This is a genomic window from Bradyrhizobium sp. CCBAU 45394 (assembly GCF_028128655.1).
GTDB classification, from domain to species: domain Bacteria; phylum Pseudomonadota; class Alphaproteobacteria; order Rhizobiales; family Xanthobacteraceae; genus Bradyrhizobium; species Bradyrhizobium diazoefficiens.
In genome coordinates, this window is record NZ_LBIX01000012.1 from 155,153 (window position 1) to 179,037 (window position 23,885).

Genomic DNA, 23,885 nt, shown 5'->3' on the forward strand with positions numbered 1-23,885 from the left:
CCTAGAGCCGCTTGATCGCCACGACCTCGCTGCCGGCCTGCTTGATCCGTGCAATGGCCGGCTCGATCGGCTCGATCACCGTCGCCATATGATGCGCGTTGGCGTGAACCATGGTACCGGCGTCGCGGACGATGGCGACGTGGCCCTTCCAGAAGATTAGGTCGCCGCGTTGCAGCTTGCTCTGCTCGTGAGGCTCCAGGGCTCGTCCAAGGCCGGCCTGCTGCATGTCGCTGTCGCGCGGGCAGCCGGTGCCGGCCGCCGTCAGCGAGACCTGCACGAGACCCGAGCAATCGATGCCGAGGCTGCTCTTGCCGCCCCAGAGGTAGGGCGTGCCGACGAAGCGTTCGGCCACCGCAACGAAGTCCGGCTCGCGATGATCGAGCGGGCCGAGATGCGCCTTCGGCAGATAAGCTCCGTCGCGCATCACCGCGAAGCTGCCGTCCTCGCGCGCCACCGCAATCTTCGATCCCATCACGAGCGTGCCGGCTGGCGGCAGCTTGATCGAGGGGCCCGGGAACGCAAACGTCCGCAGCGCGCTGACCTTGTGCGTCGGGGCGGCCGTCGGCTTCGTGAGCGCCGCATCGGGAAGCCAGCCGACATAGCCGTCACTTCCCAGCTGGCCCCAGGCCCAGCCCTCGCCATTGCGATCGTAGACCGTGACGCGCTCGCCGCGCAGCGCCTCCGTCATCAGCATCGCGTCCGAGGACGGCTGTTCGCGCACCGCTGCAATCGCGTCCGTCACCTCGAATTCCTCGCCGGTGACGAAACGCTCCGCCTGCACCTTGCCTTCGAGATATTTGGCGGCGAGGTCGGCCCGCGCCGGTGTCAGCCTTGGATCGTGTCCTGGATCATGCATAGCGCTCGCTCAGCAATGTGTAGATGGCGCGCGCGGCCTGGCACTCGCCGCCTTCGGGGCGCGCCGGCTTCGCCGACGGCGTCCAGCCATAGATGTCGACATGCAGCCAGCTCTTGGCCTGGTCGACGAAGCGTTGCAGGAACAGCGCGCAGGTGATCGAGCCGGCAAAGCCGCCGGACGGTGCGTTGGTGATGGTGGCGGTCTTGGAGTCCAGCCACGCATCGTAGGCCGGCCACAGCGGCATGCGCCACAACGGGTCGTTCTCCTTGACGGCGCAGCGCGCGACGTCGGCGGCAAGCGTCTCATCATTGGTGTAAAAGGGCGGTAAATCCGGCCCCAGCGCGACGCGTGCAGCTCCCGTCAGTGTGCCGAGATCGATCAGCAGGTCGGGCTTCTCCTCGTCGGCGAGCGCCAGGGCATCGGCGAGCACGAGCCGCCCTTCGGCGTCCGTGTTGCCGATCTCGACCGTGATCCCCTTGCGCGATGTAAAAATGTCGAGCGGGCGGAAGGCGTTGCCGGCGACCGCATTCTCGACCGCCGGAATCAGCACGCGCAGCCGGATCTTCAGCTTCGCGTCCATTACCATGCGCGCGAGCGCCAGAACGTTGGCGGCGCCGCCCATGTCCTTCTTCATGATCAGCATGCCGCTCGACGGCTTCAGGTCGAGCCCGCCGGTGTCGAAGCACACGCCCTTGCCGACCAGCGTCACCTTGGGATGGGCGGGATCGCCCCAGCCGATGTCGATCAGCCGCGGCGCGCGGTCCGAGGCCATGCCGACGGCGTGGATCAGCGGAAAATCCGTCCTCAGATCCTCGCCGATGGTGCAGGCAAAGCTCGCGCCGAATTCGCTGGCGAGCTCTTGGGCGGCTGCGGCGAGCTCCTCCGGCCCCATGTCGTTGGACGGCGTGTTGATGAGGTCGCGCGCCAGCATCGCGGCATCGGCCATGCGGCTGATCTCGACGGCGTCGACGCCGTCAGGCGGCACCAGGCGGACATCGGGGCCATCAGCCTTGCGGTAGCGGGCGAAGCGGTAGCAGCCGAGCGCGAAGGCGAGTGCGGCGAGCCGTGCATCGTGCGGTGCATTCGCAAAGCGATAGGTGCCCGGCGGCAACAGGCCGGGCAGGGCGCCCGGCCGGAACAGGTCGCGGGATCTTGCGCCCTCGTCCTCGAGGCCGAACAGCACTTGCGCGATCGTACCGCCGGGGGCGGGCAGGGCGAGATAGCCGCCCGGCTTGGCGGCGAAGGCGTTCGCCGTGGCGAACTGGCGTTGCGCCGGCGGCAGCGTCTCGGCGACCTGATCCCAGCTCGACTTGGTGACGAAGGTGATCGGGATGGCGGTTGGCGACGTCTCGAAGACAGAAGGCATTGGCGGGTCCAGGTCGTCAGATCAAGCTGGTTATGCGGATGAGGGAGACTTCGCAGAGTTTTGCGGTGGCCGCAATCGGCTTTGCCGTCACCGTTGAGCGAGCGGCTACTCGCAGCAAGGGGGCCATGCTAGGTTCCGGCAACGGCCGCCAGGTGCAAGGAGATCACCGGTGGCCGAAAGCGAAGCCTGCCGGGAGGAAATGCAATGGACGTCGTGTGGAGTATGGTCACTTTCATCGGCCAGGTCGTCGAGGCGATTTTCAGCTATGTCGAGCATCATCATTGGATCTTCGCGTTCCTTGCCGGCGGCTACGTCTTCTATCTCCACGACCGCTCCGTCCATGCGCGCTTCGACGCGCTCGACAAGCGCGTCGACGAAATCCGCAAGCGGCTTGCCATCGAATATTGATCGGGTGAAACGAAACCGGCGACGGGCAGATCTCCAGACCTGAACGAGCAGGTGAAGGCGTTCGGCCTCGACCTCGGTCTCGGCGGAGAGGTGCCGCCGCGGACGCCGCCGTGAGAGGGGCAGGCATCCCAGCGTTAACCCGCCATTAGGGTTAACAGTCTATTGCTGGCGCGTTCGGCTCGATCCATCCGCTCGAGAGTCAAAGCGTCATGCGTCAACGGTTCAGTCCTGCCCGGCTTCTCGCATCTGCCTCGCTCGTTGCGGTGGTGGCCATGAGCCTCGGCGGCTGCACGGCAATGTCAAAGCTCTCCGACGTCACCGGATCGATCGGGTCGCGCGCGGAGGCCCCCCCTCCCAGCGATCCCGCAGGCGCCGTCGAAGTCTATGGCGAGCGTTACCGTGCCAATCCCAAGGACGCCGAGGCCGCGCTCGGCTATGGTCAGGCCTTGCGCGCCAACGGCCAGCGCGCCCAGGCCGCCGCCGTTCTCGAGCAGGCGACCATCGCCAATCCCGGCAACAAGGCGCTGCTCGCCCAGTACGGCCGTGCACTCGCCGACAACGGCAATTTCCAGCAGGCCTTCGACGTGCTGTCGAAAGCGCATTCACCCGACAATCCGGACTGGCGTCTGCTCTCGGTGCAGGGCACGGCGCTCGATCAGATGGGCCGTCACGATGAGGCGCGTTCCTATTATGCGAGCGCGCTGAAGATCGCGCCGGGCGATCCCGGCGTGCTGTCCAATCTCGGCCTGTCCTACATGCTGTCGAGAGACCTTCCCAAGGCCGAAGAGGCGTTGCGGCAGGCCTACGCCTCGCCGCGCGCGAGCGCGCGGGTGCGGCAGAATCTCGGCCTGGTCGTCGGTCTCCAGGGCCGCTTTGCCGAAGCCGAGACTATCGTGAAGGCGGACCTGCCGCCGGAGCAGGCCGCAGCCAACGTCGCCTATCTCAAGGAAATGCTGAGCCGCAGCGACGTCCCACGCGGCGCACCGAAGCGGACGCCCGTCGCCGCGCTCAGCCGACCCGACTGATCCGACCCGATCGTCTCATCCCAAAGCCGCTCGCGCGAACCGCACGCGGCTCAAGTCTTGCGTCACTGCATCTCGGAGATCTTGATGCCGGTCGGCCCGAGAATGACGACGAACAGCACCGGCAGGAAGAACAGGATCATCGGCACCGTCAGCTTCGGCGGCAGCGCAGCGGCCTTCTTCTCGGCCTCGGTCATGCGCATGTCGCGGTTTTCCTGCGCCATGACGCGCAGGGAATGTCCGAGCGGAGTGCCGTAACGTTCCGCCTGCTGGAGCGCCAGACACACCGACTTGACGCCCTCGAGCCCGGTGCGCCGCGCCAGGTTCTCATAGGCGACCTTGCGGTCCTGCAAATAGGACAGCTCGGCGGTGGTCAGCGTGAACTCTTCCGACAGCGCGATCGACTGGCCGACGATTTCGGTGGCGACTTTCCGGAATGCCATTTCGACCGACATGCCGGATTCGATGCAGATCAGCAGCAGGTCGAGCGCGTCGGGAAAGGCGCGCTTGATCGAAAGCTGGCGCTTGGAGATCGCGTTCTTGAGGAACAGCATCGGGGCCTGAAGCCCGAGATAGGCGGCGCCGATGCAGATGCCGATCTTGACCGGCACCGGTTTCTCCATATGCGCGATCAGGAACACGTACAGGACCGAGCCCACGAACAGGGTGATCGGAGCGACCATGCGCGCAAACAGGAAGGTGATGTAGGGCGCCTGACCGCGGTAGCCGGCCATGATGAGCTTGTCGCGGGCAGCTTCCTGCGCGAGCCATTTGGTGAGGTTGAAATCCTCGACGACCTTGGAGACGAGCTGCTTCGGGGTCTGGCGCAGCGAGACCTTCTCGCTCTTGTTGAGGCGCTCGCGCTCGCGCTGCCGGATCCGCTCGCGCTCGCTCGCCACCGCCTTCATGCGCTTGGAGAGGCCTTCGCCGGCGAACAGCGGCATCACCAGCGTATAGACGGTAGCGCTGGCGGCGATGGCCGCCAGCAGCATGGTCATGAAACGGACGTCATGCAGTTTCGAAACCAGAAATTCGACCATACGCCACCGTCAGAAATCGAAGTTGATCATCTTCTTCATCACCATGATGCCGACCGACATCCAGACGACGCAGCCGACCAGCATGAGCTGCCCGGTAGGATGGGTCCACAGCAGGGAGATGTAGTGCGGCGTCGTGAGATAGACGAGAAACATCACGATCGGCGGCAGCGAGCCGATGATGGCGGCCGAAGCCTTGGCCTCCATCGACATCGCCTGGATCTTTTCCCTCATCTTCTTGCGGTCGCGCAGCACCTTGGAGAGGTTGCCCAGCGCTTCGGAGAGGTTGCCGCCCGACTTCTGCTGGATCGAGATGACGATGCCGAAGAAGTTGGCTTCCGGCAGCGGCATGCGATCGTAGAGGCGCGAGCAGGCTTCGCCGAGCGGCATGCCGATCGCCTGCGTCTCGATGATGGCCAGGAACTCGCTGCGCAGCGGCTCGGGCGAATCGGCGGCGACCACCTTGATCGATTCGAACAGCGGCAGGCCCGCCTTGATGCCGCGGACGATCACGTCGACGGCGTCGGGCAGCGCGGCCAGGAATTTGCTTTCGCGGCGCTTCTTCAGGAAGCTGAGTGCCCAGCGCGGCAAGCCGAAGCCGCCGGCGAAGGCGAGGCCGGCGCCGCCGAGCAGGCCGCCACCGACGAACATGGCGGCTACGAACAGCACGCCCGCCACGACGGCGGACACGATCCAGAATTTCTGCGGCGTCCAGTCCAGCCCCGCCTGCGACAGGCGGATGTTGAGCGGAACGCTCTTCTCCTGCTGACGTCGTGCCTCGAGATCCTTCAGCGAAGTCTCGACCTGCTCACGGCGTGAGCGCTGGCTCTTTTCGGTCTGCTTGGCCGCGGGCGCGTCGGCGCGCGCGATCGAGGCACGGCGGTTTTCCGCCTTCCGCTCCCCGGACAGCAACGGATAGAGGAAGACCCAGGCGATGCCGCCGACAGCGGCGGTGGCGAGGAAGGCGAGGGCGAGGACCTGCATGTTCATGGCGGCGCTGACCTGCTCACGTCGTTGGCGCCACTTCCGCCGCATCGAGTGCGGCGGCAAGGCGCTTCTCGTCGCCGTAATAGCGAGCGCGTTCCCAGAACTTCGGACGGCCGATGCCGGTCGAGCGGTGCCGCCCGATGATCTTGCCGTTGGCGTCCTCGCCGATCATGTCGTAGAGGAAGATGTCCTGGGTGATGATGGTGTCGCCTTCCATGCCCATCACCTCGGTGATGTGCGTGATGCGGCGCGAGCCGTCGCGCAGGCGCGCGGCCTGGACGATGACGTCGATCGAGGCGCAGATCATCTCGCGGATGGTCCGCGACGGCAGCGAGAAGCCGCCCATCGTGATCATGGATTCGCAGCGCGACAGCGCCTCGCGCGGGTTGTTGGCGTGCAGCGTGCCCATCGAGCCGTCATGGCCGGTGTTCATGGCCTGAAGCAGGTCGAACGCCTCGGGTCCGCGGACCTCGCCGACGATGATGCGTTCGGGGCGCATACGCAGGCAGTTGCGCACCAGCTCGCGCATGGTGATCTGGCCCTCGCCCTCGATGTTGGGCGGGCGGGTTTCGAGCCGCACCACGTGGGGCTGCTGGAGCTGAAGCTCGGCCGCGTCCTCGCAGGTGATGATGCGCTCGTCGTGCTCGATGTAGTTGGTGAGGCAGTTGAGCAGCGTGGTCTTGCCCGAGCCGGTACCGCCGGAGATCAGCACGTTGCAGCGGACGCGGCCGATGATTTGGAGGATCTCGGCGCCCTCCGGCGAGATTGCGCCGAACTTGACGAGCTGATCCAGGGTCAGCTTGTCCTTCTTGAACTTGCGGATGGTGAGTGCGGGCCCGTCGATCGACAGCGGCGGCACGATCGCGTTGACACGGGAGCCATCGGCAAGGCGCGCGTCGCAGATCGGCGAGGATTCGTCGACGCGCCGGCCGACCTGGCTGACGATGCGCTGGCAGATGTTGAGGAGCTGCTGGTTGTCGCGGAAGCGGATACCGGTGCGCTGGATCTTGCCGCCGACTTCGATGTAGACGGTGTTGGCGCCGTTGACCATGATGTCGGCGATGTCGTCGCGCGACAACAGCGGCTCCAGCGGGCCGTAGCCGAGCACGTCGTTGCAGATGTCGTCGAGCAGCTCTTCCTGCTCGGCGATCGACATCACGATGTTCTTGATCGCGATGATCTCGTTGACGATGTCGCGGATTTCCTCGCGGGCCGATTCCGAATCGAGCTTGGCGAGCTGGGCGAGGTCGATGGCCTCGATCAGCGCGCCGAAGATGGTCGCCTTGACCTCGTAGTAATTGTCCGAGCGGCGGGTTTCCATCGCCGGCGCAGGCCTCGCCGGGGCAAGCGGCGGCGAGGCGACGGCCGGCGGGGGCGGCGCGCGCGACACCGTCGGCGCCGGAGCCGGGGCAGGCTCTGGCGACACGGCGCCGGGCTTCGGGGCCCGAAGGTCGGTGTCTGTTCCGCTACGCTTACCGAACACTTAACGACTCCATGCGGCGGCTTATTTTCCCCGCAACTTATCAATCAGGGGTGAAAGCAGGGACGACTTTTGTTTCTTCGTTTCGCTGCGGCCGGTCAGGCGCTGGGCGATCTGGAGGAACATCTCGATCGATTTGTGGTTGGCGGAGATCTCCGCGATCATCTGGCCGTTGTTGGCCGCCGAGCCGAAGATCTGCGGCTCGAACGGGATCGAGACGACCGGCTGGCTCTCGATCGCCTTGGCGAACTCCGTAGCGGCGATTTCGGGACGTTTCGGCACTCCGACCTGGTTCAGGCAGTAGAGCGGCGGCCGGTCGTTGGGGCGCGAGGCCTTCAGCAGGTCGAACAGGTTCTTGGTATTGCGCAAATTGGCGAGGTCGGGCGCCGCCACGATCAGGATGTCGTCCGCCCCGATCAGAGCGCGCTTGGTCCAGCCCGACCATTGGTGCGGGATGTCGAGCACGATGCAGGGCATGGTGGAGCGCAGCGTGTCGAACACGGAATCGAAGGCGTCGGTGCCGAAATCGTAGACCCGGTCCAGCGTCGCCGGCGCCGCCAGCAGGCTGAGGTGGTCGGTGCATTTCGACAGCAGGCGGTCGATGAAGGCGGTATCGACGCGATCGGGCGAGAACACGGCGTCCGCAATGCCTTGCGGCGGGTCCTGGTTGTAGTCGAGCCCGGCGGTGCCGAAGGCGAGGTCGAGATCGGCGACGACCGCGTCCATCGCGAGGTCGCGCGCGATCGCCCAGGCGACGTTATGGGAGATGGTGGACGCGCCGACGCCGCCCTTGGCGCCGACCACGGCGATGATGCGGCCGACCGCCTTGGCTTCCGGCGCGGAGAACAGGTTGCAGATCGAGCGCACGACGTCGATCGCGCCAACCGGCGCGAGCACGTAGTCGCTGACGCCGCGGCGCACCAGCTCGCGATAGAGCATGACGTCGTTGATGCGGCCGATCACGACCACGCGGGTGCCGGCGTCGCAGACGGTGGCGAGCTGGTCGAGCCCGCCCAGGAGGTCGTTGCGGCCGTCGCTCTCGAGCACGATCACGTTCGGCGTGGGCGCCGAGCGGTAGGCTTCGACCGCAGCCGCCATGCCGCCCATCTGGATCTTCAGGTGGGCCTTGCCGAGACGGCGATCCTCGCCGGCCGACTGTACCGCGGCAGCAGTTTCCACGGTCTCGCAGAAGGCCTGGACCGAGACGCGCGGCGCAGGCGCGATATGCTCCTCGGCCGGCGGCGGAGCTGCTTCCGGCTGCTCTTCGTGTGTTTGCCTGGCGTAGCTGATCATTTGCCGGTGTCGCTGAGTTTGGCCCTGTCGGCCTCAGGATAGGAGACCGCCGTCGGTACTCCCTTGCGATACTTCTCGAACGCGGCGGTGCGCCGTGTCGTATAGGAAGGTGTCTCCGGCCGCGGCTGCTCGAGGTCCGAGGGATTGTCGACCATGGCTGCGAGGTTGCGCTGATAGGCGCAGCCGTAATTGTAGTATTCCTTGTTCTCGAACCAGCCCTTGTTCTTCATCGAGGGGCCGATGTCCTCCGGCCACAGGCCGCAGGGGCCCGCGACTGCGGCGATCTTGGAATAGGTCAGCCGGATCGGCGGCAGGAAACGCTTGTCTTCCGGCTGGTAGGGGCGGGCGATGATGCCGCGTGGCGGAACGCCTGCCGCCGCCAGCATCGCCTGGATCTCACGCATCGACTCCGCGACCGGACGCGCGTTGGGCGTGCCGGACGGCGCGTCGATATGGATGGCGCCGGTGCCCTCATGCAGCCAGGCCGATGCCAGGCCCATCACGTCGGCGCGCTGGGCCGCAGTCAACCCGCCGCGGGCGTGGCCGACGAAGACGACGATCGAGCGGTTCTGCTCCTCGATCGCGATCGGATGACGCTGCTTGTAACTGTCGGGAATGGAGGCGGTGACCGCTTCGTCGTGCTGGCAGCCGCCGAGCGCAAGCCCGATGCCGACGAGCGCGCCACCGAAGCCGATGGCGCCTCTGCGAATCTGGGGTGGTCTTGTGGTCATAACGAAGTCCCCGTTCCGCCTTAGTCGGTGATGAAGCCGTAGGTGCCGCGGTAGTTCCGGCCCGGCTCGGTCCGGCCAGGCACGCCGTAGATGCGGTTGATGTTGCCGAGCAGCTCGACCTGCGGATCGGCAGGCGCGGAGAATCCGTCATCCGGCCGCGACAGATCCTTTTGCGCCACCGCGCGAACGATATAGGGCGTCACGATCACGACCAGCTCGGTCGCGTTGTTGACGAAGTCGCGGCTGCGGAACAGCGTGCCGAGGATCGGGAGCTGCATCAGGCCCGGCAGCCCGCTGACCGCCTGCTTGGTCTGCTGCTGGATCAGGCCGGCCATCGCCATCGCGCCGCCGGAGGGAATCTCCAGCGACGTCTCCGCCCGGCGGGTCTTGATCGAAGGCACCGTGAGCGAGTTCACCGACGTGGAGGTCACGGCCTGCGACAGCGTGATCGCATTCTCGTTCGACAGTTCCGAAACCTCGGTCATCACCCGCAGGCTGATCTTGCCCTCGGTCAGCACCACGGGCGTGAAGTTGAGCGAGATGCCGAACTTCTTGAAGCTGATCTGGGTGGTACAGACATGCGTCGTGGGATCGCACGCATAGCCCGCCGGTACCGGGAATTCGCCGCCGGCGATGAAGGTCGCCGACTCGCCGGAGATCGCGGTCAGGTTCGGCTCGGCCAGCGTCCGGATCACGCCGGCGGTCTCCATCGCGCGCAGGGTGGCCTGCACCGACGGCGTCGCGCCGAACTTCGTGGTCAGACTGTTGCCGTCCACCAGATTTTTGCCAAGAGCGGTGAACGGGTTGGAGTTGCTGAAGGTCACCACGGAGGTACCGTAGTTGAGGTTGGCGGTGAGGTCGATGCCGAGCTGCTTGACGATGCTGCGCGCGACTTCGGCGACTGTCACCTTGAGCATGACCTGATCGCGGCCGCGGACCACGATCGAGTTCACGACCTTGTCGGCGCCGCCGGCGAGGCGCGCGGCGAGATCATTGGCCTGCTGCGCTTCCATCGGATTCGCCGCCGTGCCGGTCAGCACGATGCCTTCGCCGAGGCCGTCGATCTGGATGTCGGAATTGGGCAGGATCTGCTTCAGCGCGGCGCGCACGCCGTTGAGGTCGCGCTTGACCGCGATGTCATAGGCCGCGATCTGCTGGCCGGCGGAATCGAAGAACACGATGTTGGTCTGCCCGACCGCGGCGCCGATGATGTAGGCGCGCTGCGACGAGCGGACCACCGCATTGGCGATCTTGGGGTCGGCGACCAGCACATCCTTGATGTCGCGCGGAAGGTCGATCACGATGGACTTGCCGACGCCGAGCGAGAGGAAGCGCGCGTTCATCTGGCCGTCGGCCGCGACCGGCGCTGCGGGGCGATAGTCGGCGGCGACCACGGGGGTCAGTGCCGGGTTGAGCACCAGCGCGAGGGCGGCCGAAAACGACAGGGCGCGGACCATTGAGGTTCGCATCGTCGCCAAATCTGCCCTGCATTTCATATCGACTGACCTCATCGTGCCTTCGCCGTCGAGCTTGGGATACCGTAGCGAATGATCGAAACGCCATCGCGCCTCTGTGCGGAATCATCGAGCGTGATCTCGCTCATCTTGACGTCGACGATGCTGCGCAGCGCCAGCGACAGCGTGCCGCTCTGGCGGGCGGCGGAAAGCGTCGCCGTCTGCGTGGGGTTGAGCTCGAGGGTGGCGGTCTTGCCGACCACCGTATTCTGGCCGTCCTTCTCCTTCGGCGCCTGGTCGATGGCCAGGACGCGGATGTTGGCCAGGATGATCTCGGACGTGACGATATCGGGGGCGCCGTTGCTCGGGTCCGGGTTCTTGAGGCGGCGCGTCAGAAGCACGTCGACGCGATCGTTGGGCAGGATGAAGCCGCCTGCGCCGGTCTCCGGCGAGATCTCGGTCGAGATCGCGCGCATGCCGGTGGGCAGGATTGCCGCCATGAAGCCGGAGCCTTCGGCCTTGACCAGTTTCTGGTCGCGGATCGGCTCACCCTGGATGAAGGGGGCGCGCGCGATCGAGCCGGTCACCTGGGTCACGCCCTCGGGGCGCTCGTTGCGGCGGATGAAGGTGGCGCTGGCGGTCGCGGCCGGCCAGGTCTGCCATTGCACGTCTTCCGGTTTCACGGTCTGGCCGAGGCCGATGTCGTTCTTGGCCACCAGCACGTCGACGGTTGGAAGCTGCGCGACCGGAGCCGCCGGAGGCGGCGCAGAATTGTCCGAGCCGCTCGCCAGGTACGCGGCGACACCGCCGGCGCAGATGGCGACCGTCAGGACGACAATGCGTGCCCTATTCATACGCTTCACTTTCCAACAAACGCCGCGACGCAGCCGCCGCCGTAATCGGCAGTTGACCAGCTATTCGTCAAAGCATGGTTAATGAGGCGTATCTAAATCGCCTTAACGCCTGGTTTACCCGGAGCGTTCAACGCAGTGCGAGATGAGTGAGGTCGATCGCCTTTACCCACTCGGTTTCCGGGTAGACCATCAGCGCGCTCAGTGCGAGCGCGATGCCATAGGGAATGCCGCTCTCCTTGGCGTGCAGTCGCGCAAGCCAAGCCTGGCCCGCGAGGCCGTAGGGCAGCGGCCATTGCCGGAACTGGAGCAGGAGCAGCGTCAGCGCTCCGCCGAACAGCGAGGCGTAGAGCAGGAAGTTCATCAATGGCGCGAAGCCGAACCAGAGCGCGACGGAGGCCGCGACCTTGGCGTCGCCGCCGCCGACCCAGCCCATCGCAAAACAGGTGAAGGCCACGACCAGGACAAGCGCGCCGGCGCCGACATGGCCCAGCATCTCGTAAGGTGCCATGCCACCGGTGAGGGCGAGCGCGAAGAAGCCTGCGACCAGCGCCAGCGAGACGCGGTTCGAGATCGTCATCGTGAAGAGATCGCTCGCGGCGGCGAACGCCATCAGGGCCGGGAAGAGCAGAAGGCGCGCAAGGTCGAGGATCATGGGCTGCGTCTTGAGGCCTGGGTTCGTCGCGATATCTGGCGTCGCCCGATGCTACCCTGCAGAGCTAAACAAACCGACAACGGCGGCTGTGGCCTCGACAGGGCGGATCGCGCGAGGCGTGCTCACCAGAGGCTGGCAATGCGCGCGGCGAGTGCGAGCGTCGCAAGCAGCAGTGCAAGGCAGACCCAGTAGGCCGGCGAGCCGGTCTGCGCCGCCTCCGCCTCGCTCGCCGCAACCGCGGCATCGGTTCTGTACTTGCGTAACGCCACTGGAACTCGCCGTACTCAGAAAAACAAAGGCCCCGGATGTCCGGGGCTTTTGCCGTCGCCTGTCGGTCGCTTACTTCAGCGAGGTGCTGATCGAGGTGAACTTGGTGTTCAGCGTGCTGCCGAGGTTGTTGACGACGGTGATGATGGCCAGCGCGATGCCGGCGGCGATCAGGCCGTATTCGATGGCGGTGGCGCCGGATTCATCCTTGGCGAAACGCGCAATCAGGTTCTTCATGAACAAACTCCATCTGGGGTTGGATCGCCTCGTTCGGCGCTGTCTTTGACGCTAAGAGCATGAAAGCCGAGCTCTTTCGGTAGAGTTAATTCGATCGTGCAAACCCGATCCCTGCGCGATGCTTTTGCCCAGAGTGAATTTCGCCTTAAGGCCCGCTGGAATTCGCTGCGGTTCTAACGTACCGCAAGTGCGTCGCCGGCTTCACCCTCCCTTAAATTTCGCGGAGTAGGCGTAGGAGGACCAGCAATCCGGAAGAGAGGCGACGATGTCGAGCCTGCCCATGCAAGTCGCCCTGATGCTCGGCGAGACCATCGCGAAGGTGGTCCCCATCACCCTCGCGCTCGCGGCGGTCTTCACCGTGCTCGAGCATTTCTGGGCCTGCAATCCCGGCACGCCCTGGTGGCGCAAGCGGGAGATCGTCACCGACATCTGCTATTGGTTCTTCGTTCCGGTGTTCGCCCGCACCATGCGGATCGGGCTCTTGATCGTCGGCGCGAGTCTCCTCTTCAACATCCACGATGCCGACGGTCTCATCGCCTTCTACGACAATGGCCACGGCCCGCTGGCGCTATTGCCGCTCTGGGTCCAGGCTGTCCTCTTCCTGGTCCTGTCGGATTTCATGTTGTACTGGCTGCACCGGTTGTTCCACGGCGGCGAGTTCTGGAAGTATCACGCGATCCATCACTCCTCGGAGGAGATCAGCTGGATTTCGGCGGCCCGCTTCCATCCCGTCAATCTCGTGCTCGGCTCGATCGGGGTCGACGTCGTGCTGCTGATGGCCGGCATTTCCCCGAATGTCATGATCTGGCTTGCCCCGTTCACGACCTTCCACTCGGCCTTCGTGCACGCCAATCTGAACTGGACCTTCGGACCGTTCAAATACGTGCTGGCGACGCCGGTGTTCCACCGCTGGCACCACACCTCGCTCGAGGAGGGCGGCGACACCAATTTCGCCGGGACCTTCCCGCTCTGGGACGTGCTGTTCGGCACCTTCCGCATGCCGGAGGGGCAACTGCCGCAGGATTACGGCAAGGACGAAGCGACCATGCCCAGGGAGATCGCGGGCCAGCTCGCTTATCCGTTCCGCCGCTAGCACGACCGCGAGGACTTTAAAACGCCAGTCCGCTCAAACAATAGTCGGCGAATTTGCGGAACGTTCACGAATTGAGGGCAGGTTAGCGCGGTCGGGCACCGGCTCCGCTGTATCAATCGCTTCTGCCGGTTTGTGACGTCCCGGGGGTAAGAGTATGCGTAAAGAACTGCTGCGCCGCCATGCGCGCGTGTGTCTTCTGGTTGCGGCCGCGGTGCTGGCATCGCCGGCTGCCGGTCTTGCCGAATCCACCGCCGATACCATCGCCGTCAATGTCGACCAGGCCAAGCTGGTCCGGCTGCCCGGCAAGGTTGCGACCATCGTGGTCGGCAATCCCCTGATCGCCGACGTCACGCTCCAGCCCGGCGGCATGATCGTCGTGACCGGGAAGGGCTACGGCGCCACCAATTTCATCGCGCTCGACAGGGGCGGCGAGATCCTGGTCGACCGCCAGATCCAGGTCGAAGGTCCGAGCGACCGGCTCGTCACCGTCTACCGCGGGGTCGAGCGTGAGTCCTATAGCTGCATGCCGATTTGCCAGCGTCGCGTGACGCTGGGCGACAGCGACAACTTCTTCAACACCACGATGAGCCAGGCCGGTTCGCTGAGCAGCAATGCCAGCGGCAACGCCGGCGCGGGCGCCAAGACCAACTAGCAGGACCGCCCCGTTCTTCGAACATGAAAAAAGGCCGTGCGTCGCGCACGGCCTTTTCTGTTGCGTTGGCTCGTTCGCGCGAGCCGAAACTCCGTCGACTCAGCCAGCGGAGCGAAGATTGTCGGCGGCCGACTTGCCGGACCGGCGATCGGCAACGATCTCGTAGGAGATCTTCTGGCCTTCGCGCAGCGTGCCGAGACCGGCGCGCTCGACGGCGCTGATGTGCACGAACACGTCCTTGCCGCCGTCGTCGGGCTGGATGAAGCCAAAGCCCTTGGTCGCGTTAAACCACTTCACGGTTCCCATGCTCACGGGGGTAGTTCCTTCTCAGATACACAATGTAAGAGCCCGCTCGCGCGGGCAGGTTAGATCGAATTTCTGGAAGGGTCGTCAGCGTGTCTGAACCGGCTGTACCGGTGGATGCCAATGTCGTCCGGCCGAAAATCGATTAATTCATTTTATTGGAAATGAGGCTTCAAAACAATCCTGACGCGCACGATTTTTTGATCCGCCGCGATGTGCGCGGCAGATCAGCATACAGGTCAGCATTTCGATTCCGCGCTTGCGCGCGGAATCGTCGTTCGCCGCCTAGCGGCGGCGGAACTGGCCACCGCGCTGCGCGCCACCCCGCGGCGGTCCGCCGGATGTTGCGGGACGTTCGTCCTTGTGGCGGAAAATCAGCCGGCCCTTCTCGAGATCGTAGGGCGACATCTCCACCGTCACGCGATCGCCCGCGAGCGTCTTGATGCGGTTCTTCTTCATCTTGCCGGCGGTGTAGGCAACGATCTCGTGCCCGGCGTCGAGCTGCACGCGGTAGCGGGCGTCGGGGAGGATTTCGGTGACCAGTCCTTCGAACTGGATCAGCTCTTCCTTAGCCATGAATGTCTCCAGGTCGTGGACGGCTAGTGCGAATAGGGTTTGCGAGTTGGTTGGCCCATCGGCCGACTGTCCCGGCGCAAAAAGGCAACGCCTTGTATCCCATCAGGCGTCCCAGCGCTATGCGCGGAACGCTGTTCAGGGCGGTCGGTTTGCGAAGAGTGCATCTTGCCGCCGGAGCGGCGGCGACGAGACCCCTTTGAGGCCTTCGGGCCGCTGCCGGGCCTTCCGTCGACGTGGCGCGCGTCGCCATGCCGGCCTTCACCGGGCCGTCCATCACCCTGCTTGCCGGCGCTGTGGTGGCGTCCGTCGCCGTGCCTTTCGTCGGTACGCCGTCCGTCACCGTGGCGCTCACCATGCCTTGCGCCTTGCGGACGCTGGCCCGGGCGGCCCGGCCGGCCCTGTCGTTGCTGCGACGGGGGCGGACCCGCATCGCGGCGGCCGGCATCGGTGCGGAGGTCTTCGCGCGGCAGCGCCACCTTGATCAGCCGCTCGATGTCGCGGAGATAGCTGAGCTCCTCGCCGCCTGCGACCAGCGAGATCGCGGTGCCTTCGGCGCCGGCGCGCGCGGTGCGGCCGATGCGGTGGACGTAAGTCTCGGGCACGTTGGGCAGGTCGAAATTGATGACGTGGGTGATGCCGTCGACATCGATGCCACGGGCGGCGATGTCGGTGGCGACCAGCGTGCGGATGTCGCCGGAGCGGAACTGGGCGAGCGTGCGCTCGCGATGGTTCTGCGACTTGTTGCCGTGGATGGCGCTGGCGGCGATGCCGGCCTTCTCGAGCGTCTTCACGACCTTGTCGGCGCCGTGCTTGGTGCGGGTGAAGACCAGCGCGCGGTTGATCGGCTCGTCCTTCAGGAGCTTGGTCAGGAAGGCGGGCTTGGCCGAGAAGTCGACTTGGAGGATACGCTGGTTGATGCGCTCGGCGGTCGAGGAGACCGGGGTCACCGCGACACGGGCCGGATCACGCAGCATGGAGTCGGCGAGCTCGGCGATGTCCTTGGGCATGGTGGCCGAGAAGAACAGCGTCTGCCGCTTGATAGGCAGCTTGGCGACGATCTTCCGGATGTCGTTGATGAAGCCCATGTCGAGCATGCGATCGGCTTCGTCGAGCACGAGGAATTCGACGCTGCCAAGCTTCAGCCCGTTGCTCTGCACGAGGTCGAGCAGGCGGCCGGGGGTGGCGACCAGCACTTCGACGCCCTGCATCAGCGAGCGGACCTGGCGGCCCATCGGCACGCCGCCGATGGCGAGCGTCGAGGACAGGCGGATGTGGCGGCCATAGGCGTTGAAGCTGTCGAGGATCTGGCCGGACAGCTCGCGGGTGGGCGACAGAACCAGGACGCGGGTCGTCTTCGGCTGCGGCTTGATGCGGTGCTCGAGCAGGCGATGCAGGATCGGCAGCGCGAAGGACGCGGTCTTGCCGGTGCCCGTCTGGGCGATGCCGACGACGTCGCGGCCGGTCAACGCCGTGGGGATGGTCTGGGCCTGGATGGGGGTGGGGGTGACGTAATTCTCTTCGGAGAGAGCGCGAGCGATCGGTTCGGCGAGGCCGAAGTCCTGAAACGAAGTCAAAAGATGGGTTCTTTCCATGTCAAAAGCGGGCGCCCGGCGCATTCAGCGCGGCGCGCGCAAACGGGTGTCGAGAAGACACCTGCGTGTTTGGGGTGTCGGATGGCTTGGGAGATATGGGGCAAGCCAGAGGCCCGTAGAGGGCTTAAGAACACGCGGCTCGCAACGACCCCTTGATTCGCAAGAGGTCTCGACCGTCATATGGAACATTGAGCGGGCGCTTTCAAGGCAGGCTGGCCCTAAACGGCGATTGCAGTGCAGAAATAGTTATGCCGGAAATTTAGACAGAGGCGTCATTTTGCTCAATAAATGAACTGTCTGCCGCATTAGAATACAATTTCTTTGCACAAATCTTGAGCAATTAGCTCTCGGCGAAACTTCGATTTTTGCTAGATTATAAAGCAAAATCAATGCCTTGGTGCGTGTCTAGCCCATGGCATGGTTCTTGCGATTCCGTTAATCGCAGGCGGCCGTGGGGCCGTTTCGCAGCGTTTTCACGTCTGCGTCAGGGAGATGATACACAAATGCGCACCAAATCCACTCACGATATAGCGGCGTCATTTAGCCGCCGCGGCGTGCTCGCCGCGACCGCCGGACTGATGCTCGGTCTGGCCTCCATTTCCGGCGCGAAGGCCGCGGACGACACCATCAAGGTCGGTGTGCTTCACTCTCTCTCCGGCACCATGGCCATCAGCGAAACCACGCTGAAGGACACCATCCTCTTCCTGATCGACGAGCAGAACAAGAAGGGCGGCGTGCTCGGCAAGAAGCTCGAAGCCGTCGTCGTCGACCCCGCTTCGAACTGGCCGCTGTTCGCCGAAAAGGCGCGCGAGCTGATCACCAAGGACAAGGTCTCGGTCGTGTTCGGCTGCTGGACCTCGGTGTCGCGCAAGTCGGTGCTCCCGGTCTTCAAGGAGCTGAACAACATCCTGTTCTACCCCGTGCAGTACGAGGGCGAGGAGAGCGAGCGCAACGTGTTCTACACGGGGGCTGCGCCGAACCAGCAGGCGATCCCCGCCGTCGACTATTTGATGAAGGACGAGAAGGTAAAGCGCTGGGTGCTCGCGGGCACCGACTACGTCTATCCGCGCACCACCAACAAGATCCTGGAAGCCTATCTGAAGTCGAAGGGTGTCGCCCAGGAAGACATCATGATCAACTACACGCCGTTCGGTCACTCCGACTGGCAGACGATCGTGGCCGACATCAAGAAGTTCGGCTCGGCCGGCAAGAAGACCGCGGTGGTCTCGACCATCAACGGCGACGCCAACGTTCCCTTCTACAAGGAGCTCGGCAACCAGGGTATCAAGGCGAAGGACATCCCGGTGGTCGCGTTCTCGGTGGGTGAGGAAGAGCTCGCCGGCATCGACACCAAGCCGCTGGTCGGCCATCTCGCCGCCTGGAACTACTTCGAGTCGATCAAGACCAAGGACGGATCGAACGAGAAGTTCATCAAGGACTGGCAGGCCTACACCAAGAACCCGAAGCGTGTGACCAACGACCCGATGGAAGCGCACGTGATCGGCTTCAACATGTGGGTGAAGGCGGTCGAGAAGGTGAAGTCGACCGATCCGGACAAGGTGATCGACGCGCTTCCCGGCATCGAGGCGCCGAACCTGACCGGCGGCGTGTCGAAGATGCTGCCGAACCACCACATCACCAAGCCGGTGTTCATCGGCGAGATCAAGGGCAACGGCCAGTTCGACGTGGTCTGGAAGACCCCGGGTCTTGTCGCGGGCGATGCCTGGTCGAAGGAGCTCGACGGCTCCAAGGACCTGATCGGCGATTGGGTCGGCAAGAAGTGCGGCAACTTCAACACCAAGACCAACAAGTGCCTGGGTTCGGGCTCCTGATCCGGGCCTGACCGTATCTTGCACGCGACCGGAGAGGGCGGCGATCCCGCCGCCTTCTCCACTCATTTCTGCCGGGGTCATTCACAGTGCCAGCTAATTTGTCCGCCCGCCTCTGTTCGCTCCTGCTCTCGTTGTTCCTGATCGCGTTCGCACTGCCGGCCTTCGCCGGTCCGTTCGAGGATGCGGTCGCCAAATTCGCCAACGATGATTATTCCGACACGGAAGAGGCGATCGGCGTGGTCGCGAGCAGCGGCAATCCGCTGGCCTTCCCCATCATCAGCGCGCTCCAGGACGGCCGCCTCATGGCCGATCCCGACAGCAAGAAGGTTTACGTCACCGGCACCGACGGCAAGTCGATCGATGCCGCGACCGGCCAGGCGGTGGCCAGCGTTCCCGACAGTGCGAGCGCGGTCCGCCTCAACAACCGTCTTCGCCGCAGCGTCGATGCCGCGGTCGGCAGCCTGACGCTTCAGTCGCCGGACGTCGGAACGCGCCTCCAGGCCGCGCAATCCGTCTTCAAGTCGCATGAGGAGACCGCGCTCGACGCCGTCGATGCCGCGCTCGCCAAGGAAACCAACAAATCAGTCAAGGCTACGCTCGGCGAAGCCCGCGCGGCGATCCTGCTGTTCAAGCCGGACGCCACCGAGGTCGAGAAGCTCGAGGCCGTCGCCACCCTCAGGGCGCGCGGCGACCAGGAGGCGATGGCGCTGCTCACCGGCATGGGCGACCAGCCGGCCTCGGTGTCCAAGGCCGCCGCGAGTGCGATCGGCTCGATCCAGTCTTCGCTCGCGGTCTGGTCCACGGTGCAGAATGCCTGGTACGGCCTCTCGCTCGGCTCAGTGCTGCTGCTCGCGGCGATCGGGCTCGCCATCACCTTCGGCGTGATGGGCGTCATCAACATGGCCCATGGCGAAATGGTGATGTTAGGGGCCTACACCACCTTCGTGGTGCAGGAGGTGATCCGCACCCGCTATCCCGGCCTGTTCGACTATTCCTTGCTGATCGCCGTGCCGCTGGCCTTTCTCGTCGCCGGCGCGATCGGCGTGTTGATCGAGCGCAGCATCATTCGCTTCCTCTACGGCCGTCCGCTGGAGACGCTGCTGGCGACCTGGGGCCTGTCGCTGGTGCTCCAGCAGGCGGTCCGCACCATGTTCGGCCCGACCAACCGCGAGGTCGGCAACCCCTCCTGGATGAGCGGCGCCTTCGAGCTCGGCCAGATCACCATTACCTATAACCGGCTCTGGATCCTCTGCTTCACGCTCGCCGTGTTCGCGATCCTGCTCGCGATGCTGCGCTACACCGCGCTGGGCCTGGAGATGCGCGCGGTGACGCAGAACCGGCGCATGGCGGCCTCGATGGGCATCGCCACCTCGCGCGTCGACGCGCTCACCTTCGGCCTCGGTTCGGGCATTGCCGGCATCGCCGGCGTGGCGCTGTCGCAGATCGACAATGTCAGCCCCAATCTCGGCCAGAGCTACATCATCGACAGCTTCATGGTCGTGGTGTTCGGCGGGGTCGGCAATCTCTGGGGCACGCTGGTCGGCGCCTTCACGCTCGGCATCGCCAACAAGTTCCTGGAGCCGGTCGCCGGCGCCGTGCTCGGCAAGATCGCCATCCTGGTTCTCATCATCCTTTTCATTCAAAAGCGGCCGCGCGGCCTGTTCGCGCTCAAGGGCCGTGCGGTGGAAGCATGACCCCTCACATGCTGACGCGATCGCTGGACCGCAGCGCGACGATCTTCCTGCTGGTTGTCGCCGCGCTGGGCGTGCTGATCCCGTTGTCCAACCTGCTGCTGCCCGCGGGCTCGTTCCTGCAAGTGCCGACCTATCTGGTCGCGCTCTGGGGCAAATATGTCTGCTACGCCGTCCTGGCGCTCGCGATCGACCTGATCTGGGGCTATTGCGGCATCCTCTCGCTCGGCCACGGGGCTTTCTTCGCGCTCGGCGGCTACGCGATGGGCATGTACCTGATGCGGCAGATCGGCACCCGCGGCGTCTACGGCAACCCTATCCTGCCAGACTTCATGGTGTTCCTGAACTATTCGAAGCTGCCCTGGTACTGGTACGGCTTCGACATGTTCTGGTTCGCCGCGCTGATGGTGCTGGTCGTGCCGGGCCTGCTCGCCTTCTGCTTCGGCTGGCTCGCCTTTCGCTCTCGCGTCACCGGCGTGTATCTGTCGATCATCACGCAGGCGATGACCTATGCGCTGCTGCTCGCCTTCTTCCGCAACGATTTCGGCTTCGGCGGCAACAACGGCCTGACCGACTTCAAGGACATTTTGGGCTTCAACGTGCAGGCGGAAGGGACTCGCGCCGCGCTGTTCGCGCTGAGCTGCCTGGCGCTGATCCTGGGCTTCCTGGTCTGCCGCGCCATCGTCTCGTCCAAGCTCGGCAAGGTGCTGATCGCGGTGCGTGATGCGGAATCGCGCACCCGCTTCCTCGGCTACCGGGTCGAATCCTACAAGCTGTTCGTGTTCACGGTGTCGGCCTGCATGGCCGGCGTTGCCGGCGCGCTCTACGTGCCGCAGGTCGGCATCATCAATCCGAGCGAATTCGCGCCGGGCAATTCGATCGAGGCGGTGATCTGGGTCGCGGTCGGCGGCCGCGGCACGCTGGTCGGCGCGGCGCTCGGCGCCGTCGTCGTCAACTATGCCAAGACGTTCTTCACCTCTGGCATGCTGGCGCCGTACTGGCTGTTCATGCTCGGCGCGCTGTTCATCCTGGTGACGCTGCTGCTGCCCAAGGGCATCGTCGGCACCTTCAACGCCTGGTGGGACGCGTCGAAAGAGAAACGCCCCGCCGCGACAACGGCGAGCGCCGCGGCCGAGGACGGCGTCACCGAACCCAAGATGGCGGAGTAGGCGCAATGAACGTCATGGACACCCGCGCGACCTCCGCAATGCTCTATCTCGACGGCGTGCACGTCTCCTTCGACGGCTTTCACGCCATCAACAATCTGTCGCTGACGCTCGAGCCCGGCGAGATGCGCGCCATCATCGGCCCGAACGGCGCCGGCAAGACCACGATGATGGACATCATCACCGGCAAGACCAAGCCGGACGAGGGCACCGTACTGTTCGACGGCGTCACCGACCTGACGCGACTGGATGAGACCCGGATTGCCGAGCTCGGCATCGGCCGCAAATTCCAGAAGCCCACCGTGTTCGAGAGCCAGACCGTGCAGGACAACCTGCTGCTGGCGCTCAATGTCGATCACAGCGTCAAGGGCACGCTGTTCTGGCGTGGCAGCAAGGCCGAGTCCGAGCGCATCGACAAGGTGCTGGAGACGATCCGTCTCACCGAGGCGCGCAACCGGCTGGCCGGCAGCCTCAGCCACGGCCAGAAGCAGTGGCTGGAGATCGGCATGCTGCTGGCGCAGGATCCGAAGCTCCTGCTGGTCGACGAGCCCGTCGCCGGCATGACCGACGTCGAAACGCTTCTCACGGCCGAGCTGCTGAAGGAGATCAACAAGACCCACACCGTCATGGTGGTCGAGCACGACATGACGTTCGTGCGCGAACTCGGGGTCAAGGTCACCTGCCTGCACGAAGGCTCGGTGCTCGCGGAAGGTACCATCGACCAGGTCTCGTCCAACGAGCGGGTCATCGAAGTCTATCTGGGACGCTGACCGATGCTCGAAGTCAAAGACATCAACCTGTTCTACGGCGCGGCGCAGGCGCTGCGCGGCGTCTCGATTGCGGCCGAGCCCGGCAAGGTGACCTGCGTGCTCGGGCGCAACGGCGTCGGCAAGACCTCGCTGCTGCGGGCCATGGTTGGGCAATATCCCATCTCCTCCGGCGCGATCGTGTTCGACGGCAGCGACATCACGGGCCTCAAGCCTTACGAGCGGGCGCGCAAGGGCATCGGCTTCGTGCCGCAGGGCCGCGAGATCTTTCCGCTGCTCACGGTCGAGGAGAATCTCAAGACCGGCTTCGGTCCGCTCAAGCGCGAGGACAGGCACATCCCGGACGACGTGTTCTCGCTGTTTCCGGTGCTGCAATCCATGCTCGGCCGCCGCGGCGGCGATCTCTCCGGCGGCCAGCAGCAGCAGCTCGCGATCGGGCGTGCGCTGGTGATGCGGCCGAAGCTGCTGCTGCTCGACGAGCCGACCGAGGGCATCCAGCCCTCGATCATCAAGGACATCGGCCGCGCCATCTCCTACTTGCGCAACCTCGGCAACATCGCCATCGTGCTGGTCGAACAATATCTCGACTTTGCCTGCGAACTCGGCGACAGTTTCGCCGTGATGGATCGCGGCGCGGTGAAGTTCACCTGCGACCGCACCAATCTCGACGCGAGCGAGATCAGCCGTCAGATGGCTCTGTAAGCCATTTGTGCCGCGACCGGCTGGGGAGGCGGATGCGCAGCGAACTATCAGTCACGTCCAGCATATTCGAGGCCAATCGCGCCCGCGGCGCGGTCAGGTTCGACGTGCATGCGCGGGACGGCGTAACACGGCGCGGAGTGTTGCATGAATCCGGCTCGCTGCGCGTGCGCTTTCCCTCGCCCGAGGATGAAGGTCTCTCCGGCGTGTTCGTCAACACGGCCGGTGGCGTTGCCGGCGGTGATCGCTTCGATGTCGAGATATCGGCGGCCGATGCCGCGCGGCTGACGCTGACCACGGCGGCCGCCGAAAAGGTCTATCGCGCTCAGGGCCCGGCGGCGGAGCTCAATATCGCCCTGAAGGTCGGCGCAGGCGCGCATCTGTCCTGGCTGCCGCAGGAGACCATCCTGTTTGATCGTGCCCGTGTCCATCGTCGCTTCGACATCGCGCTCGATGAGGCGGCCTCGCTCCTGCTTTGCGAGATCGTGGTGTTCGGACGCACTGCGATGGGTGAGCGGATGGAGCAGGGCGAGTTCGTCGACCGATGGCGGCTCTCTCGCGGCGGTCGGCTCGTCTTTGCTGAGACCGTCAGGCTGGGCGGTGATATCGGTGCGAAACTCGCGAGGTCCGCGGTGGCCAAGGGGGGCGCGGCAATCGGCACGGCCTTGATCGTGCCCGGCGATGAGGCACTCATCGAGCGCATTCGGGAGGCCTCGGAATCCTTCGCCGGCGAGGTCGGGATATCGGCCTGGAATGGCTTTGCAATGGCGCGGTTCTGTGCCCAAGATGCGGCGCGCTTGCGCGCCGACATGATGGCCGTGCTGGCGCGCACCGGTGCGGCGTTGCCGCGGCTGTGGTTGAATTGACGTG

General features: G+C 65.0%; 25 protein-coding genes. 10 read left to right on the top strand and 15 right to left on the bottom strand.

Going from position 1 to position 23,885, the window contains the following annotated elements; translation table 11 throughout:
- Position 1: 1 nt before the first annotated feature.
- Positions 2 to 856, bottom strand: coding sequence for a C40 family peptidase (locus tag WN73_RS07890; protein WP_028173509.1), 855 nt, complete (start codon positions 854 to 856; stop codon positions 2 to 4).
- Positions 849 to 2,222 carry a leucyl aminopeptidase family protein gene (locus tag WN73_RS07895; protein WP_271552258.1) on the bottom strand — a complete coding sequence of 458 codons (1,374 nt, stop codon included), beginning with the start codon at positions 2,220 to 2,222 and terminating at the stop codon, positions 849 to 851. Before WN73_RS07895 ends, WN73_RS07890 begins: the two co-directional genes overlap by 8 nt.
- A 204-nt stretch (positions 2,223 to 2,426) precedes the next feature.
- Between WN73_RS07895 and WN73_RS07900 the strand changes: the two genes are divergently transcribed.
- Together WN73_RS07900 and WN73_RS07905 are read left to right on the top strand one after the other, a co-directional pair.
- Positions 2,427 to 2,630 (top strand): hypothetical protein, encoded by a 204-nt coding sequence (locus WN73_RS07900; protein WP_011084249.1) that lies wholly within the window; start codon positions 2,427 to 2,429, stop codon positions 2,628 to 2,630.
- Between the two features lie 209 nt (positions 2,631 to 2,839).
- Positions 2,840 to 3,655, top strand: a complete 816-nt coding sequence (locus tag WN73_RS07905; protein ID WP_028173507.1) for a tetratricopeptide repeat protein — start codon at positions 2,840 to 2,842, stop codon at positions 3,653 to 3,655.
- A gap of 62 nt (positions 3,656 to 3,717) precedes the next feature.
- On the opposite strand, the gene WN73_RS07910 is transcribed toward WN73_RS07905, so the two are convergent.
- The 10 genes from WN73_RS07910 to WN73_RS07955 form a co-directional block, all read right to left on the bottom strand.
- Positions 3,718 to 4,692: a type II secretion system F family protein gene (locus WN73_RS07910; protein ID WP_011084251.1), complete on the bottom strand. Its 975-nt coding sequence runs from the start codon at positions 4,690 to 4,692 to the stop codon at positions 3,718 to 3,720.
- Positions 4,693 to 4,701: 9 nt separating this feature from the next.
- Positions 4,702 to 5,679 (bottom strand): type II secretion system F family protein, encoded by a 978-nt coding sequence (locus WN73_RS07915; protein WP_028173506.1) that lies wholly within the window; start codon positions 5,677 to 5,679, stop codon positions 4,702 to 4,704.
- 16 nt (positions 5,680 to 5,695) lie between these two features.
- The gene (locus WN73_RS07920; protein WP_028173505.1) at positions 5,696 to 7,159 is read right to left on the bottom strand and encodes a CpaF family protein; all 1,464 of its coding nucleotides are present in this window, start codon (positions 7,157 to 7,159) and stop codon (positions 5,696 to 5,698) included.
- A gap of 21 nt (positions 7,160 to 7,180) precedes the next feature.
- Positions 7,181 to 8,449 carry an AAA family ATPase gene (locus WN73_RS07925; RefSeq protein WP_011084254.1) on the bottom strand — a complete coding sequence of 423 codons (1,269 nt, stop codon included), beginning with the start codon at positions 8,447 to 8,449 and terminating at the stop codon, positions 7,181 to 7,183.
- Positions 8,446 to 9,180 (bottom strand): CpaD family pilus assembly protein, encoded by a 735-nt coding sequence (locus WN73_RS07930; protein ID WP_011084255.1) that lies wholly within the window; start codon positions 9,178 to 9,180, stop codon positions 8,446 to 8,448. The genes WN73_RS07925 and WN73_RS07930 overlap by 4 nt, the downstream gene beginning before the upstream one ends.
- A 20-nt stretch (positions 9,181 to 9,200) precedes the next feature.
- A complete protein-coding gene (locus WN73_RS07935) occupies positions 9,201 to 10,676 on the bottom strand; it encodes a type II and III secretion system protein family protein (protein WP_028173504.1) in 1,476 nt (491 codons plus the stop codon).
- An 11-nt stretch (positions 10,677 to 10,687) separates the two neighbouring features.
- Positions 10,688 to 11,488, bottom strand: a complete 801-nt coding sequence (gene cpaB / locus WN73_RS07940) for a Flp pilus assembly protein CpaB (protein ID WP_028173503.1) — start codon at positions 11,486 to 11,488, stop codon at positions 10,688 to 10,690.
- Positions 11,489 to 11,615: 127 nt separating this feature from the next.
- Complete coding sequence (locus WN73_RS07945; protein ID WP_028173502.1) at positions 11,616 to 12,140, bottom strand: A24 family peptidase; 525 nt, start codon at positions 12,138 to 12,140, stop codon at positions 11,616 to 11,618.
- A 122-nt stretch (positions 12,141 to 12,262) separates the two neighbouring features.
- The gene (locus WN73_RS07950; RefSeq protein ID WP_165448137.1) at positions 12,263 to 12,409 is read right to left on the bottom strand and encodes a hypothetical protein; all 147 of its coding nucleotides are present in this window, start codon (positions 12,407 to 12,409) and stop codon (positions 12,263 to 12,265) included.
- A 70-nt stretch (positions 12,410 to 12,479) separates the two neighbouring features.
- Entirely contained in the window at positions 12,480 to 12,644 is a 165-nt protein-coding gene (locus WN73_RS07955; protein WP_011084259.1) for a Flp family type IVb pilin, read from the bottom strand.
- Positions 12,645 to 12,909: 265 nt separating this feature from the next.
- Between WN73_RS07955 and WN73_RS07960 the strand changes: the two genes are divergently transcribed.
- Together WN73_RS07960 and WN73_RS07965 are read left to right on the top strand one after the other, a co-directional pair.
- Complete coding sequence (locus WN73_RS07960; protein ID WP_028173501.1) at positions 12,910 to 13,737, top strand: sterol desaturase family protein; 828 nt, start codon at positions 12,910 to 12,912, stop codon at positions 13,735 to 13,737.
- Positions 13,738 to 13,891: 154 nt separating this feature from the next.
- Positions 13,892 to 14,389, top strand: a complete 498-nt coding sequence (locus tag WN73_RS07965; protein ID WP_011084261.1) for a pilus assembly protein N-terminal domain-containing protein — start codon at positions 13,892 to 13,894, stop codon at positions 14,387 to 14,389.
- A 99-nt stretch (positions 14,390 to 14,488) separates the two neighbouring features.
- Here WN73_RS07965 and WN73_RS07970 read toward each other — a convergent pair whose 3' ends face one another.
- The 3 genes from WN73_RS07970 to WN73_RS07980 form a co-directional block, all read right to left on the bottom strand.
- Positions 14,489 to 14,701 (bottom strand): cold-shock protein, encoded by a 213-nt coding sequence (locus WN73_RS07970; RefSeq protein WP_011084262.1) that lies wholly within the window; start codon positions 14,699 to 14,701, stop codon positions 14,489 to 14,491.
- A gap of 276 nt (positions 14,702 to 14,977) precedes the next feature.
- Entirely contained in the window at positions 14,978 to 15,268 is a 291-nt protein-coding gene (gene infA / locus WN73_RS07975) for a translation initiation factor IF-1 (RefSeq protein WP_011084263.1), read from the bottom strand.
- Between the two features lie 23 nt (positions 15,269 to 15,291).
- Complete coding sequence (locus WN73_RS07980) at positions 15,292 to 16,884, bottom strand: DEAD/DEAH box helicase (RefSeq protein WP_011084264.1); 1,593 nt, start codon at positions 16,882 to 16,884, stop codon at positions 15,292 to 15,294.
- Positions 16,885 to 17,363: 479 nt separating this feature from the next.
- Between WN73_RS07980 and urtA the strand changes: the two genes are divergently transcribed.
- The 6 genes from urtA (at position 17,364) to WN73_RS08010 (ending at position 23,881) form a co-directional block, all read left to right on the top strand.
- Positions 17,364 to 18,692 (top strand): urea ABC transporter substrate-binding protein, encoded by a 1,329-nt coding sequence (gene urtA / locus WN73_RS07985; RefSeq protein ID WP_028173500.1) that lies wholly within the window; start codon positions 17,364 to 17,366, stop codon positions 18,690 to 18,692.
- Positions 18,693 to 18,778: 86 nt separating this feature from the next.
- Positions 18,779 to 20,386 (top strand): urea ABC transporter permease subunit UrtB, encoded by a 1,608-nt coding sequence (gene urtB / locus WN73_RS07990; RefSeq protein WP_271552269.1) that lies wholly within the window; start codon positions 18,779 to 18,781, stop codon positions 20,384 to 20,386.
- Positions 20,383 to 21,552, top strand: a complete 1,170-nt coding sequence (urtC, locus tag WN73_RS07995) for an urea ABC transporter permease subunit UrtC (RefSeq protein ID WP_028173498.1) — start codon at positions 20,383 to 20,385, stop codon at positions 21,550 to 21,552. Before urtB ends, urtC begins: the two co-directional genes overlap by 4 nt.
- A gap of 5 nt (positions 21,553 to 21,557) precedes the next feature.
- Complete coding sequence (urtD, locus tag WN73_RS08000; RefSeq protein WP_028173497.1) at positions 21,558 to 22,319, top strand: urea ABC transporter ATP-binding protein UrtD; 762 nt, start codon at positions 21,558 to 21,560, stop codon at positions 22,317 to 22,319.
- 3 nt (positions 22,320 to 22,322) lie between these two features.
- On the top strand, positions 22,323 to 23,018 hold the full coding sequence (gene urtE / locus WN73_RS08005) for an urea ABC transporter ATP-binding subunit UrtE (protein WP_011084269.1): 696 nt from the start codon (positions 22,323 to 22,325) through the stop codon (positions 23,016 to 23,018).
- Positions 23,019 to 23,050: 32 nt separating this feature from the next.
- Positions 23,051 to 23,881: an urease accessory protein UreD gene (locus tag WN73_RS08010; protein ID WP_028173496.1), complete on the top strand. Its 831-nt coding sequence runs from the start codon at positions 23,051 to 23,053 to the stop codon at positions 23,879 to 23,881.
- Positions 23,882 to 23,885 lie beyond the last annotated feature (4 nt).